This window comes from Trichloromonas sp., assembly GCF_041583255.1.
Classification (GTDB): Bacteria; Desulfobacterota; Desulfuromonadia; order Desulfuromonadales; family Trichloromonadaceae; genus Trichloromonas.
Genome location: NZ_JBFHGD010000069.1, coordinates 1 through 14,512, shown reverse-complemented (window position 1 = coordinate 14,512; position 14,512 = coordinate 1). Strand labels below are relative to the sequence as shown.

Here is a 14,512-nt window from a genome sequence, read left to right as displayed (position 1 = left end):
TCTCCCTATCCCTTCGACTTTTGAAGATATCTTTACGCTCATTCCCGCGGGAGGTTACGTGGTAATACGCCCCCGGATACTGAATTCGTAACGGTCGTGCCATTTCCCTCTCCGGCCTTCAACTGTCATTAAACGATCCATCTTTTTTGTCAATGTGTAGCTCTGACCCCTCTGTTAGTGTCGGCCTCTACCAGGACAGCGGTATATCTCCCCTGAAATAAATGCCCGGCCCGCTTTCGTTTAACGTTGTAGTAGGTCGTGTATGAGCCGTTGACATGCTGCATGATTTGCGACAAGTTGCCTTCCGGCGTTTCAATGAACAGGTGGTAGTGATTGGTAACGGTCGTGTCATTTCCACCTCCGGCTTTCTGCACTCATTAAACGATCCATTTTTTGTCAATGTGTAGCCCTAACCCCTCTGTTAGTGACTGACCCTTCTGTTATGTTTTTATTCTTTCCTGACCCCTCTATGGTCCAAATCGACTAAACTGTTAATATTAACCGACACATCCATATACTTATCGCAATCTATTATCGTCGCATAATAATCATATGTTATACCGATAACTATATTTTTTGACATAACAACATCAACTACTTTCATCTTCGTTCCTGATGGCAATATATCCAAATACTTATCACTTCCCTTGTAATTTGAACTATCCCACATTCCAGATTTAAAGCCTTCGATAGTTGGCAATCCTATAAAATTACGCATTGAATCTTGTTCGTCTCTAGGTGTTCTCAAGAAGAGTTCGCCATCTTCAATCGTAATAAAATAGTCAATATCAGTAACAAACTCATAACCAATAAATTCTTTATAAACGGCTTTATCTTTAATGCTTTTTTCAATATTCGTGCAAGATGCCAAAATAAATAAAATAGTCAACCAAAAAAATCTCAGAATCATAATATTTAACCTCTATCGGGCAGGAGAATTTTCATAACTGGGGTACCAACTATGATACCACGAGGGTATGCCCACAATATTACCACTTCCTTTTTGATCATGAATATTCCAATCTTGGGTTACATCTGGCCGTAATGTATCCATGAGTGCAACTGGGGCAAAGAGTAATCCCCTTCCAGATATGTGCGACACGGGGTCTAGCAAATTCATTCTGTGTCTTTGAGATTTCCATCCAAACACAGGGTTTGACGCTGAACCATATGTCAGGTACTCCATCTCGGCCTTAATGTTTTCTGGCAAATACAAAGCACTAATCGATGTGCCAATAGCCCCCGCTTGAGAATGTAAATGTATAGAAGCTAAATTGATGTCTTTATTTTCCTTCTTGTACCTAATTATCTCCTTGGCTGCGTATTCTGCCGTTAAATCTGGAAGATACAACTTTTCACCAGCAGTTTGAACAACATCTCGTACTGCAGCAATTGATGTATTTAAAATTTCACCAGTTTTGCCTAATTTTTTCAACCAACTTTGCACCGGATCATCCATAGTACTTGGGTTATGCACCCCAAAGCCTGTCAGAACATTCCTTTCTTCAATTCTTTCCTTTAGTATTTTAAGTCCACCCAAACCGTCGGATTCGAATAAGCATACAAATACCGGTGCAAACTAGGCGGCGTTCCCACCTCCCCAAGGTACGAGTCCTGGGAAATAAACCGAGCCGTATCCGGATCATAATACCGAGCCCCAAAATAAATCAGCCCGGTATTCTCATCATGCTCCTGCCCAGTAAACACCTGCCGGTTAACACTACTGCCAACCTGACTACGAATATGCCCCCAGGGGTCAAGAGTGTAGCTGACCTTGGTTGAGCCCGCGCTGTCAGTCAGGTTGACCGTACTCCTCAGCGCGTCATGATGGTAATACTGCACCCCACCATCAACCGGAGCATCAAGACTCAGCAGACGGTCACCATACCGGTAATGGGCGAGCAGGCCACCGGCAGTGCGCTCTTCGAGCACCGCGCCGTCATCGTAGAAGTAGTCGACGTCGCCACGTTCGCTGCCATAGTGACGCACACGCATACCGCTGGCGTTATAATCGTACTGACCGAGCAGAGTTACACCCTGCGTGGTCTGCACCATGCGGTTAGCAACATCGTAGGCGAACACCACGTTATCCGGCTTGCTACTGTCGGTCTTGAGGACGGTGTTACCGTTGTCATCGTACTGATAAGCGATGGTCACCGGGGTGGCCGGTACCGTGTCGACCAGATCGGTCAACCAGTTGGTTTCGTCGTAGCTGTAGGTCTTATCGACCGTCACGGACCCATCGACCCTGACCGTCTCGGTCTTGCGGTTGTAGCCTTCGAAGGTGTAATCGGTGACCGTGGTCGTGGTGCCGTCGGTGACGGTGAAGCTCTCCAGCCGGTCAATGTCATCCAGCGCGTCGTAAACGTAGGTCGTGGTCTCGGTAACTCCGCCCTGCTCTTCAATCTGCTGGGTGCGGTTGCCGTTGGCATCGTACTGGTAGTTGTAACTGGAAATAACAGCCGCCGCATTGTCACGATGGGTGATGGTCTCCACCCGGTTGCTTGGCCAGTAGGTATATTTGGCGCTGGTGCCGTTCGGGTAGCTGACCGTGTCGGTCAAGCTGTCCGGGGTGTAGGTATAGATCGTCGTGTCGGTTCCGACGATCGCCGTCTCCAGGCGGTTGCGGTGGTCGTAGGTGTAGGTGGTCGATTTTCCACTGTCCGAGGTGACACTGGTACGGTTGCCGTTGTTGTCGTACCCATAGCTGATCATCATGCCACGCTGGGTGCTGGTCTTCAGGCGATCGAAGTTGTCCCAGACATTGACCGTGCTGTCGATGAGGGTGCCGCCGCCACTCTGCTGCTTGGTTTCGGTGACGGTTTCAACGTTGTTGTTGGCGTCGTAACCGGTGACGACCTCCTGAATGGTGAGGAACGGCGTCGCCACCAGCGGATAGGTGGTCCTGGTCGGGCGATTCAGCTCATCGTAGTCATAGAGGAAGACCTGGCTTTTGGCATCGGTCATCCGCTTGAGGTTGCCCTCGGCGTCGTACAGGTCGTACGCAACGGTCAGGTTCCCGCTGGACTTGTACTGGATGTGCTGCGTCTTGCGGTTCAATTCATCGTAGGCATACTCGACGATGTTGTTGCGCGGATCTTCTATGGTACGCAGATTGTCATTGTCATCATAGGTGTAGCGCGTAGTCAACAGACCGCCCTCGGTGACCGCCTCCAGCCGGTTGCGACCATCGTAGGCCATCGAGCTGTCATTGCCTCTAGGCTTCTGCACCCGCTCCAAATTGCCAACATTATCGTAGAAATTCTCGGTGGTCTCGCCGGCGAAGGTCGTCGTCTTGAGACGGTTCTCCTTGTCGTAGGTGGAAGTAGCCACTTCACTTTCTTCGTTGATGCTGATGAGCACGTTGCCGACACCGTCATAGAACTGTTCGGTGAAGAAATTGTCGACTCCATCGACGAAGGTCGTGGTCTCGAGCAGGTTGCGCGAGTTGTAGGCATACTCGATGCGGTTGTTCTCAGCATCGACGGTGGCGGTCAGGTTGCCGGCATCGTCATACTCGTTGGTCACCAGACGCACGCCAGCGCGCAGTTGTTCAGTCATACGGTAGAGATCATCAAACGGCCCTAGAGGGGTCAGAGCTACACATAACACAACCCTAACGCCTTAATAATCTTTTCAACTTATCTACCAAGCAATTCATCCCCTGCCGCCTTATGAGCCAACATGACGGCAAAACCGAAAAGGTGGAGGATTGCCTTAATCAGTTCATCGTCAGCCTTATTGAGGTTGCCGAAGCCGAAAAACGCCATCGAATTGAACGGCAGCGTCAAGAGGAAGAGTGGAAAAGACAACGGGAAGAGCGAGAGGTCCAACAGCAGCTGATCGAGGAAGAAAATGTCCGGCGGCAAAATTTTGAGGAGGAAGCGGCCAACTGGGCGAAGGCCAATCAAATTCGTGCCTATGTTGAGGCCGTAAAGCAACGGGCCATTAGAAACAATAAGAACCTCGACCCCGACTCTGACTTGGGGGGGGTGGATTCAATGGGCAACAGGGTATGCCTGTTTGTTAGATCCCACCTTAAGGACCAGGCAGGACCAACAAATCGATGACGAATTTGAAATGAGCCAGTGAAGGTTACCTGGATCAAAAAAGCCCCCCCGCTACCGGAAGGGCTCTCTATGCGACATGTGTAAATTTTCAGAAAATAGCGCAGGCGCATCTTATGCCCAAAAAGAGCATCTTATGCCCAAACCGACAGCCTTTCTGGGGTTTTATGTACATAAATGTCACCAGGTGCGAAACGGCCCGGTATCAAGGTGAACAAAATCGGAATCGGGGTAATACCCCACCCCGCCCAGCTTCATCCTCATCGCCGCTTTACGGATATCGCGTACATTCCACCCCGGTATGCGGAAATCGATGGCCTTCCCCTTGGTGTGGAAGCTTTTTTTGGCCACACCCGACGAGGCATGCCGAAGATCGGCATTGGTTGCCTTCGAACGATAGCCGGAAACGATATGGAGGGGTTCTGCAACCTGCAAGCGACGCTGGACGTTATAAAGGATATCAAGCAGCTTGGGATCTATCTGTTTGATCTCATCGGTTCGAAAATCCCGAAGGATATGATTGATCTCTTTGAGGTGCTCCGAAACGTAGCGGCCATCGGCCCAGTAAACAATTCGATCCAGTTGCTCACCCGTATGGGTATTGTAGAAAGAAAGGGCGCGCTCGGGGGTCGTTGTGCCGGCAATTCGTGCCAAGGCATCAACGGGAAAGGCCGCACCGGCAACGACCAGCATGCCGGTTTTAAGAAAATCGCGTCGACTGGTGACGATTTTGTCTTGCTTTGAAAGGTGTATTTCAGACATCAGCTTTATTCTGCTCTCGACAGTTCAGTTCATATGTCAGGCGGATATTCAGCAAGCTTATATAGCAAAGCTTGTTCCACTCTGGCAACATAAAAGAACCAAAAGAGATGCCTAACTTCTTAACTTACTGTTATTATTGTCAGGATAACACCAGGAAAGAATTGATCAGAACAAGAAAATTTCTATGACAACTGTTGGAAATAACGAAAACCTGACAGATTCAGCCCGATAAATAGTCATTAAACGAATTGAGGGTGACACTTAATGCGGCTTCGAGGTGCTTGGGTAATCCACCGGAACCCGCCGCTCATCTTCCCGAGACTTCGATGACATCGGTGCCCTGAGTTTATCTTTCCCGATCCTCACCCACCCGTTCGCCCTGCGAAACCCCTGAATCCTGTTCTGTTCGATCAGCATCTCAAGAGTCCAGCGTTTAACCATGTCGTAGCGGCCGTCATGATACAATACTCGAATCATCATTTCGTACCTCCGGTCACGTTAACTACGCTGAGAAATATATCACAACAATGCCCGTTTAAAAGCATCCATCGGGAAGTAAAATAAAAAGACCCCAGACTTAATGCCTGGGGCCTTTGAATTTCTTGGAGCGGGAAACGAGATTCGAACTCGCGACTTCAACCTTGGCAAGGTTGCACTCTACCACTGAGTTATTCCCGCGCATTGCGTACTGCCCTTGCGAGCGGGCCTATTAATAGCAAAAGCGGTTTTCCAAGTCAATAAAAAATTATGCGAATGGTATCACCGGGGGGATTTCTGCTATTTTGCGATAACCCTAAAGAATTTAACCAGATAATCGGCTCCAGACCAGATCGTCATGACGAAGGCAACATAAAAAAAGAAAAGGCCGGCATGCTGCATGGTAACGTGAAAGAGTTCGATTTCATACCCGAACAGCCAGTAATAATCATAATGCAGCAACAGGGCGATGATGGCCACCATCTGGACAATGGTTTTGTATTTGCCAAGATCGCTGGCCGCAATCACAACACCCTCGGCCGATGCAATCGAGCGCAACCCGGTAACGATCATTTCGCGGGCCAGTATCAGAAAAACGGCCCAGGCCGGAACCCGGCCCAGGGGGATCAGCATAATCAGGGCGGCCATGACGATCAGTTTATCCGCCAGCGGATCCAGGAACTTACCGAGAACGGTTACAATTTCCCATTTGCGCGCCAACCAGCCGTCGAGCCAATCGGTGACTGCCGCCAGCGCAAAGACCAGGGCCGCCCAGAAGTTGGCCTCACGACTTTCAAACAGCAACAATACGACCACCAACGGTACTGCGGCGATTCTGACCAGGGTGAGCATATTCGGAAGATTCAACAGCCCGGTACGTAAATTCATAAAACGGCATCCCTGTTCTGGCGATAATGCCGCAGATATTTTTTTACTTTTTCAACGTAATTACGTGTCTCTTCAAAAGGGGGGATGCCCCCGTAGCGGCGCACCGCACCCGGACCGGCATTGTACGCGGCAAGGGCAAGTTCAAGACTGCCGTCGAACTGATCGAGCATCAAGCGCAGGTACCGGCTGCCACCGCGAATATTGTCTTCAGGGTTGAACGGATCCGTCACATTCATATCGCGGGCCGTCTCAGGTATCAACTGCATGAGTCCCTGGGCCCCTTTGCTGGAAAGCGCGTTTGGATTGTAATCGCTTTCGACCTTGATCACCGCTCTCACCAGGGAATCATCCAGGTTAAAAACAGAAGCGTAGTGCAAGATCAGGTCAGTGACTGAACTTCTCTCCGCCCGCTGTTTTTTTTCTTTCATAAAGAATCGATACTGGCCGCTGGTCGGGGTATCGGTAAAATGGACGACGCCGTTGGCATCAACATGCCGGTAAATGTCTGCGTGTCCCTGCGACGGGACCAGCAAAACCAGCAAAGCCAGAAAAAGCAGACTGTAATGGCTTATCGATGACTGGATCATGCCCCCCCCAGGATTGACAATTTACGTAATATAAACGAAAAATTACTGTATTTCAACCTGCTTAGGCAGGGCAAAAACCTTGACAACCAAGACTGCGGAGCTGATAATAACACGTTTTAATTGTTTCACTTCTGCATTGTCGACCAGAATGGCGGCATTATCATCCCCTTGACCTGACTTGACTGACAATATGCAATTGCCGGTCCATTCTTCGCCCAATGAGGCTCAACATGAAGACTACCTCTGATTTCCTCGTCATCGGCAGCGGCATAGCCGGCCTTTCCTATGCGCTCAAGGTCGCCGACGAAGGGTCCGTCGCCATTGTAACCAAGCGGGATATCTCAGAAACTGCGACCAATTTGGCGCAAGGGGGAATTGCCGCTGTTTTTTCTGACGAAGACTCTTTTGACGATCACATCCGGGACACCATGGTGGCGGGAGCCCAACTGCCCAATGAAGAGATTGTCAGAATGGTTGTCGAAGGGGGACCGCAGGCGATTCACGATCTGATCGACTGGGGTGTTCAGTTCTCAAGAAAAGAAGACAACTCCTACGACCTTACCCGCGAAGGCGGACACAGCCACCGGCGCATCCTGCATGCCAAGGATGTCACCGGCCGCGAAATCGAGCGGGCCCTGGTGGCGGCGGTCCGCCAGCACCCGAATATCACCCTCTACGAAAACCACATTGCCATCGACCTGATTACCGAGGCCAAGCTGGCCCACCGCCGCATCTTGCCCAACAAGTGTCTCGGCGCCTACATCCTCGATATTGACAAAAAGGAAGTAATCACCTTCGGCGCCAGGATCACCATTCTGGCGACCGGTGGGGCCGGCAAGGTTTACCTGTACACCTGCAATCCCGATGTAGCGACCGGCGACGGCGTCGCCATGGCCTACCGTGCCGGCGCCACCGTAGCCAACATGGAATTCATGCAGTTCCATCCGACCACCCTGTTCCACCCGCTCGCAAAATCATTCCTGATTTCCGAAGCGGTTCGCGGCGAAGGGGCCATCCTCAAACGTCGGGACGGAACGGCGTTCATGGAGCGCTACCATGAACTGAAAGATCTCGCCCCGCGCGACATCGTGGCCCGGGCCATCGACAATGAGATGAAAATCCACGGAGACGACTGCGTTTTTCTCGACATCACCCACAAAGGTAGCGACTACATCACGGAACGTTTTCCCAACATTTACGAAACCTGCCTTTCCTACGGCATCGACATGACCCGGCAGCCGATTCCGGTGGTTCCCGCCGCCCACTATCTGTGCGGAGGAATCCGGGTCGACCAATGGGGCGAGTCGGACGTCCAGAACCTGTTCGCTATTGGCGAATCATCCTGCACCGGTCTGCATGGTGCCAACCGCCTGGCCAGCAACAGCCTGCTCGAGGGGGTTGTCTACGGCAACCTGGCCGCCCAGCGTTCACTTGAACGCCTACCCAGCCAAACGAACTCCTTTCCCGCCATTGAATCCTGGGATTGCGGTACGGCAACCAACAGCGATGAAGAGGTCGTAGTGGCCCACAACTGGGACGAGATCCGCCGTTGCATGTGGAACTATGTCGGCATTGTCCGCTCCAGCAAGCGACTGGTCCGTGCCCTGCGACGGGTCCAGATGATTCAGGAAGAGATCACCGACTACTACTGGGACTTTCTCATCACCTCTGACCTGATCGAACTGCGCAATATCGCAACCGTGGCCGAGCTGATCATTCGTTGCGCCCTTGAGCGGGAGGAAAGTCGGGGCCTGCACTACACCATCGACTTTCCCGAAACCGACGACATCCACTGGAAACGTGACACCCTGCTGCAAAAGCAGTTTTGAGGCCAGAGAGGAGACAGGATTTGACCATTGACGATATTCGGATAAAGATCGATGAGATCGACCGCCAATTGCTCAGAATCTTCAACGAACGCGCCCAACTGGCCCTGATGATTGGTGAAATCAAAAAAGAACTCGATTTGCCCGTATATGACCCGTCGAGGGAAAAACGCATTTTTGAAGCGATGAAAGCCGCCAATCCCGGACCACTCGACGATGAAGCTATTGTCCGAATGTTCGAACGCGTGATCGACGAATCCCGCCGCCTCGAACGTATCCGCACGAAAGGGCTATAAGATGCTTATCGTCATGAAAAAGAATGTAACGGATGACCTGCTGCAGCAGGTCAAGGAATACCTGATCGAACGTGATTTCGACTTTCATCAATCCACCGGGGCCAACCGCATTATTATAGGTGTCATCGGTGACACCAGTCGCTTAACCCTCGAGGAGCTGCAGCAAAGACCGGGGGTGCAGCAGGTTTTCAAAATATCCGAAGACGAGTAAACTGGCTCCGATCAACAGCATGCGGCGCAGCGGGACCTGTCCTGCTGCGCTTTTTTATTGTCCAATAGGACCGTTAAATCACACAACAGCTCGATCCAAACGCCCCCTCCTTTTAATCCCCTTCGGACAATTTTGCCTTCAGTCATTTCCATGCAATCCCGACACTTACAGCAAAACCACACAAAGGCTTTGCCTTTTCCCTTACAAAATGGCATATTACGTGATTTGAAATAAAGATATCTGGATCTGTGCCCTGCAGCTGATGAATAAGCCATTTCAGAGCTTGGGGCACACCAATCTCGGTGAGTCAAGGAGTGCTTTTTGAACAGTTTTACGCCAGGCCCCCCTCAGCCCCTGGGTACTTTTTGCCCTGATGCGAGCAGTTCCCTGTCCGCCAAAACGGCTTTGCTTCAAATTGACCGCCCCCTGTTCATTGCCAGCATCGACAGCTCGCCGGCCATCAGGGTCGGACAACCCGCGGATGCCTCTGCCGCGACCCTGCCTTTCACCGGCATGGTCGCACCCTGCCCGCCCGAGCGGCTCGGCAGCACAGACTTCTGTCGTGACCATGGCCTGCGTTACCCTTACGTCGGCGGTTCCATGGCCAAGGGGATCAGCTCAGTCGCCATGGCCAAGGCCTTCGGCGCGGCCGGAATGCTCGGTTTTTTCGGCGCGGCCGGCTTGCCCTTCGAAGAAGTCGTGGCGGCCATCGATGAGCTGCAGGCCGCCGGCGATATTCCCTTCGGCATCAACCTGATCCACAGCCCCAACGAACCGGACCTGGAGAACGCCCTGGTCGAACTGTACCTGAAACGGGGCATTCGTCTGATCGAGGCCTCGGCCTTTCTCGACCTGACCCTGCCGATGATTCGTTACCGGACCCAGGGGATCCATCGCGACGCAGCGGGAAAAATCATCACCCCCAATCGCATCATCGCCAAAATTTCGCGGGAAGAGATCGCCGCCAAGTTCTTTGCCCCGCCTCCGGAGCGTTTTCTGCGTGAACTGGTCAGCAGCGGCGCCCTCACTCCCGAGCAGGCGCAGTTGGCCGCCCAGGTTCCGATGGCGCAGGACGTGACCGTCGAGGCGGATTCCGGCGGCCACACCGACAACCGCCCGGCCATCTCCCTGTTCCCGTCGATATTGGCATTGAAGGACAAATTCCAGGCCCAGTACCGCTACCAGCAGCAGCTGCGAGTCGGTCTCGGCGGCGGCATCGCCACCCCTCTCTCGGCAGCGGCCGCCTTTGCCATGGGGGCCGGCTACCTGGTCACCGGCACCGTTAACCAGGCCTGCGTTGAGTCGGGAACCTGCGACGAGGTGCGGCAGATGCTCGCCGAAACCCGCCAGGCCGACATCACCATGGCACCGTCGGCCGACATGTTCGAAATGGGGGTCAATGTTCAGGTTCTCAAGCGCGGCACCATGTTCTCCATGCGCGCCTCCAAACTCTTTGAGCTGTATCGGGCTTACGGCAGCATCGAAGAGCTGCCCTTGCCAGAGCGCCAGAAACTGGAAAAAACGATTTTCCGCGATACGCTGGAAACTGTCTGGGAGCAGACCCGCGCCTACTTCAGCGTACGCGACCCCCGGCAGGTTGAAAAAGCCAGCCGAGACCCCAAGCACAAGATGGCCCTGGTCTTTCGCTGGTACCTGGGGCAATCACCGGTCTGGGCCAACAAGGGCGAGGCGTCCCGCAAAATCGACTACCAGATCTGGTGCGGGCCGGCCATGGGCGCTTTCAACGAATGGACCAAGGGGAGCTTTCTCGAAGCTCCGGCCAAGCGACAGGTCGTCACCGTCGCCCTCAACCTGCTGCTGGGAGCAGCCTACCTGCTGCGCGCCAATCAATTGACCATCCAGGGGGTCCGCCTCGACGCTGAGGCCATGTCCTTTGCCCCCCTCGAGATCGAGACCATAAAGGAGTATCTCCGTTGAAAAGAGACAGTGCCGAAAAGAACCAACTCGATTCATCCAACACTGCGCCCCTGGCGATCGTCGGTATCGGCTGCCTTTTCCCGAAGGCCGACAACGTCAGCGAATTCTGGACAAATATCAAGAACGGCGTGGATGCCATCAGCGAGGTTCCCGAAAGTCACTGGCGGGCGGAAGACTATTTTGACAAAGATCCGAAAGCGCCGGACCGGGTTTACGCCAAGCACGGCGGATTTCTCTCGCCGGTCGATTTCAACCCCATGGAGTACGGCATCCTGCCCAATGCCCTCGAAGCCGTCGACACCTCCCAGCTCCTCGGCCTGGTGGCCGTCGGCCAGGCGCTGAAGGATGCCGGTTACGGCACCGACAAGGAATTCGATCGGGAGAAGGTCAGCGTCATCCTCGGCGTCACCGGCACCCTCGAACTGGTCATCCCCTTGGGCGCCCGCCTCGGCCACCCGATCTGGCGCTCGGCCATGAAAGAAGCCGGCATCGACGATGCCACCGCCGAAGACGCAGTCAAGCGGATTTCCGACTCCTACGTCCCCTGGCAGGAGAACTCCTTCCCCGGCCTGCTCGGCAACGTGGTCGCCGGGCGCATCAGCAAACACTTCAATTTCGGCGGCACCAACTGCGTCTGCGATGCCGCCTGCGGCAGCTCCCTGAGCGCTCTCAACCTGGCGGCCCTGGAACTGTCCTCGGGCAAGGCCGACATGGTGGTCACCGGCGGTATCGACACCTTCAACGACATTTTCATGTACTCCTGCTTCAGCAAGACCCCGGCCCTCTCGCCATCCGGTCACGCCCGCCCCTTTGACGCCGAGGGCGACGGCACCACCCTCGGCGAAGGACTCGGCATCCTGGTGATGAAGCGCCTGGCCGACGCCGAGCGGGACGGCGACAAAATCTACGCGGTAATCAAGGGGATCGGCACCTCGAGCGATGGCCGCGGTGCGGCCATCTACGAACCGAGTGCCGCCGGACAGCAGAAAGCCCTCCGTCGAGCCTACGAACAGTCGGGCATCGAACCGACCAGCATCGGCCTGATCGAGGCCCACGGCACCGGCACCAAGGTCGGCGACGCCATCGAAGTGAAAGCCCTGCGCGAGGTGTTCGGCGATACGGATTCCCCCATTTGCGCCCTCGGCTCGGTCAAGTCACAGATCGGCCATACCAAGGCCGCGGCCGGCTCCGCCGGGTTGATCAAGGCCGCCTTGGCCCTGCATCACAAAGTGCTGCCGCCGACCATCAAGGTCAACAAGCCGCAAGAGGCCGTAACCTCTGGAAAGAGCCCGTTCTACGTCAACACCGAAGCGCGCCCCTGGGTCGCCAGTGCCGGTCATCCGCGCCGGGCCGGGGTCAGCGCCCTCGGTTTCGGCGGAAGCAACTTTCATTGCGTGCTGGAAGAATACCAGGGCAAAAAAAACCAGATCGACTGGAAAGACGATGTGCAGGTCGCGGCCTTCAGCGCCGCCGACATCGCAGGACTCACCGCCGCCCTGAAGCAGTTCCCGGCCAATGAAAAATGGAGCGCGCTGCGCCGTGCCGCCCAGCAAAGCCGCAGCAGCTTCGATCCGAAAGCTCTGTTCCGGATCGCACTGGTGTTCGACAAGACATCGGCCGACCCGGCCGGGCAGATCAAAAATGCCCTGTCCATGCTGGATAAAAACCAGGGGCAGCCCAGCTGGAACACCCCGGACGGCACTTTTTTCGCCACCGGATCAGCTCCAGGCCAACTCGCCGTCCTCTTCCCCGGCCAGGGAGCCCAGTATCCCGGCATGCTCAAGGATATGACCAGCCAGTTCCCCACCTTTCTCGACAACATCGAGCAGGCGGACCAGGTCTTTTCGACCCAGAGCCAACAGCGGTTGTCCGACTTCATCTATCCCCGTCCGGCCTTTGACGAGGAGACCCGCAAGGATCAAATGGATCGCCTGCGCGCCACCGAGATTGCACAGCCTGCCCTTGGCGCCGTCAGCCTCGGCGCCTGGAGCGTACTCAGCGATTTCGGTATTAATGCCTCGGCTTTTGCCGGCCACAGCTACGGCGAACTGACGGCCCTTTGCGCCGCTGGCGTATTCGACCGCCCTTCCCTGCATGAGCTTTCCCGCCTGCGCGGTGAACTGATGGCAGCCGGTGACGGCGACAAGGGATCGATGCTGGCGGTCTCCGCGCCGCTGAAACAAGTTGAGAAACTACTTGAAGAAGAGGGATTCAACCTCGTTCTTGCCAACAAGAATACCCCAGAGCAGGGTGTACTGTCCGGGCCCAGCGAGAAAATCCGCAAGGCGGCCGAGCGTCTCGGCCAGTTGGGAATCCGCTGCACCCAACTCACGGTCTCCGCGGCCTTCCACAGCGAACTGGTGGCCGACGCCAGCGGCCCCTTTGGCAAGCGTCTGCAGAAAATTTCGTTCAACCAGCCCCAGACCGGCGTCTATGCCAACGCCACCGGCGAACCGTATCCGAACGACGTAAACCAGGCCCGCCAGCTGCTGGCGTCACAGATTGCCCGCCCGGTCGAATTCGTCAAAGAAATCGAATCGATGCATGCCGCCGGCGTGCGTACGTTCCTCGAAGTCGGCCCCGGCGCCCGCCTGACCGGCATGGTCAAAGCGATCCTGGCCGGCAATGACCACCAGGCACTGGCAATCGATTCGTCCAACGGCAAGCGTTCGGCCATTCTTGATCTGGCCCGCGCCCTCGCGCAACTTGCAGCCCTGGGCTACGAATTCAGCCTTGAGCGCTGGGACGACGGCATCGACGAATCGGCAAATCAAGCTGCGGGCAAAAAACCGGGGATCACCGTCCCCATCGGTGGCGCCAACTATTTCAAGCGGCCGCCGAAACGTCCCCCCGTAGCGGCCAAGCCGATGCCGCAAAGTGCGGCGCCGGTTTCTCAGGCTGCAAAGGCGCCCATGGTGCAACCGCCCATTTCGCCTTCGGCGACTCAAATGCCGGCCGGATCGATGCAGGACGCCCTGCGCCTGACCCAGCAGAGCATGCAAGCCCTGCAGAGCCTGCAGGAACAGACCGCCCGCCTGCATCAGCAGTTTCTCGAAGGGCAGGAAAACGCCACCCGCTCCTTCATGACCCTGATCGAACAGCAGCGCCAGATGTTCAGCGGTGCGCCCGTAGTCACCAACCCGGTTCCGGCTCACATGGCACGGCAATCGTCACCGGCTCCCCGGCCGACGGTCGCCCAGAGCCCGCAACCACGGCAAGTAGCCCCGATCATTACGCCAGCCGCAGCCCCGGCCGCTGCAGCGGTCGGCAGCGACAAGGTGGCATCGGTGCTGCTCGAGGTCATTTCTGAAAAGACCGGTTACCCTATCGAGATGCTCGAGCTGGAGATGAGCCTCGATGCCGACCTGGGCATCGATTCGATCAAGCGGGTCGAAATCCTCTCCGCTTTGCAGGAGCGCCTCCCCGAGGCCCCGGCGGTACGCCCCGACGATCTCGGCGC

At 55.1% G+C, this 14,512-nt stretch carries 14 protein-coding genes, 1 tRNA gene and 1 pseudogene; 6 read left to right on the top strand and 10 right to left on the bottom strand.

Going from position 1 to position 14,512, the window contains the following annotated elements:
* Positions 1-179: 179 nt before the first annotated feature.
* The 4 genes and pseudogenes from ABYV89_RS07490 to ABYV89_RS07475 all read right to left on the bottom strand — a co-directional run.
* Positions 180-341: pseudogene (locus tag ABYV89_RS07490) on the bottom strand (transposase); the annotation flags it as partial.
* A gap of 107 nt (positions 342-448) precedes the next feature.
* Entirely contained in the window at positions 449-910 is a 462-nt protein-coding gene (locus tag ABYV89_RS07485; protein WP_432822322.1) for a hypothetical protein, read from the bottom strand.
* A 12-nt stretch (positions 911-922) separates the two neighbouring features.
* A complete protein-coding gene (locus ABYV89_RS07480) occupies positions 923-1,540 on the bottom strand; it encodes a hypothetical protein (RefSeq protein ID WP_432822321.1) in 618 nt (205 codons plus the stop codon).
* A complete protein-coding gene (locus tag ABYV89_RS07475) occupies positions 1,519-3,561 on the bottom strand; it encodes an RHS repeat-associated core domain-containing protein (RefSeq protein WP_432822320.1) in 2,043 nt (680 codons plus the stop codon). The genes ABYV89_RS07480 and ABYV89_RS07475 overlap by 22 nt, the downstream gene beginning before the upstream one ends.
* 113 nt (positions 3,562-3,674) lie before the next feature.
* Between ABYV89_RS07475 and ABYV89_RS07470 the strand changes: the two genes are divergently transcribed.
* Positions 3,675-4,070, top strand: coding sequence for a hypothetical protein (locus ABYV89_RS07470; RefSeq protein WP_432822319.1), 396 nt, complete (start codon positions 3,675-3,677; stop codon positions 4,068-4,070).
* 177 nt (positions 4,071-4,247) lie between these two features.
* On the opposite strand, the gene ABYV89_RS07465 is transcribed toward ABYV89_RS07470, so the two are convergent.
* The 6 genes from ABYV89_RS07465 to ABYV89_RS07440 all read right to left on the bottom strand — a co-directional run bounded on the left by ABYV89_RS07465 (position 4,248) and on the right by ABYV89_RS07440 (position 7,000).
* Positions 4,248-4,829: a DUF882 domain-containing protein gene (locus ABYV89_RS07465; protein WP_432822318.1), complete on the bottom strand. Its 582-nt coding sequence runs from the start codon at positions 4,827-4,829 to the stop codon at positions 4,248-4,250.
* A 261-nt stretch (positions 4,830-5,090) separates the two neighbouring features.
* Positions 5,091-5,306, bottom strand: coding sequence for a GSU3473 family protein (locus ABYV89_RS07460; protein WP_432822324.1), 216 nt, complete (start codon positions 5,304-5,306; stop codon positions 5,091-5,093).
* 126 nt (positions 5,307-5,432) lie between these two features.
* Positions 5,433-5,507 (bottom strand) — tRNA-Gly (locus ABYV89_RS07455).
* A 99-nt stretch (positions 5,508-5,606) separates the two neighbouring features.
* On the bottom strand, positions 5,607-6,194 hold the full coding sequence (gene pgsA, locus ABYV89_RS07450) for a CDP-diacylglycerol--glycerol-3-phosphate 3-phosphatidyltransferase (RefSeq protein WP_432822317.1): 588 nt from the start codon (positions 6,192-6,194) through the stop codon (positions 5,607-5,609).
* On the bottom strand, positions 6,191-6,781 hold the full coding sequence (locus ABYV89_RS07445; RefSeq protein WP_432822316.1) for a transglycosylase SLT domain-containing protein: 591 nt from the start codon (positions 6,779-6,781) through the stop codon (positions 6,191-6,193). Before ABYV89_RS07445 ends, pgsA begins: the two co-directional genes overlap by 4 nt.
* A gap of 42 nt (positions 6,782-6,823) precedes the next feature.
* A complete protein-coding gene (locus tag ABYV89_RS07440) occupies positions 6,824-7,000 on the bottom strand; it encodes a hypothetical protein (protein ID WP_432822315.1) in 177 nt (58 codons plus the stop codon).
* An 11-nt stretch (positions 7,001-7,011) separates the two neighbouring features.
* Between ABYV89_RS07440 and nadB the strand changes: the two genes are divergently transcribed.
* The 5 genes from nadB to ABYV89_RS07415 all read left to right on the top strand — a co-directional run.
* Positions 7,012-8,610: an L-aspartate oxidase gene (nadB, locus tag ABYV89_RS07435; protein WP_432822314.1), complete on the top strand. Its 1,599-nt coding sequence runs from the start codon at positions 7,012-7,014 to the stop codon at positions 8,608-8,610.
* Between the two features lie 20 nt (positions 8,611-8,630).
* Positions 8,631-8,903 carry a chorismate mutase gene (locus ABYV89_RS07430; RefSeq protein ID WP_432822313.1) on the top strand — a complete coding sequence of 91 codons (273 nt, stop codon included), beginning with the start codon at positions 8,631-8,633 and terminating at the stop codon, positions 8,901-8,903.
* A 1-nt stretch (position 8,904) separates the two neighbouring features.
* Positions 8,905-9,114 carry a hypothetical protein gene (locus ABYV89_RS07425; RefSeq protein WP_432822312.1) on the top strand — a complete coding sequence of 70 codons (210 nt, stop codon included), beginning with the start codon at positions 8,905-8,907 and terminating at the stop codon, positions 9,112-9,114.
* 513 nt (positions 9,115-9,627) lie between these two features.
* Entirely contained in the window at positions 9,628-11,052 is a 1,425-nt protein-coding gene (locus tag ABYV89_RS07420; protein WP_432822323.1) for a PfaD family polyunsaturated fatty acid/polyketide biosynthesis protein, read from the top strand.
* The coding region (locus ABYV89_RS07415) for a beta-ketoacyl synthase N-terminal-like domain-containing protein (protein WP_432822311.1) at positions 11,049-14,512 on the top strand (3,464 nt) is incomplete at its 3' end. The genes ABYV89_RS07420 and ABYV89_RS07415, both read left to right, overlap by 4 nt.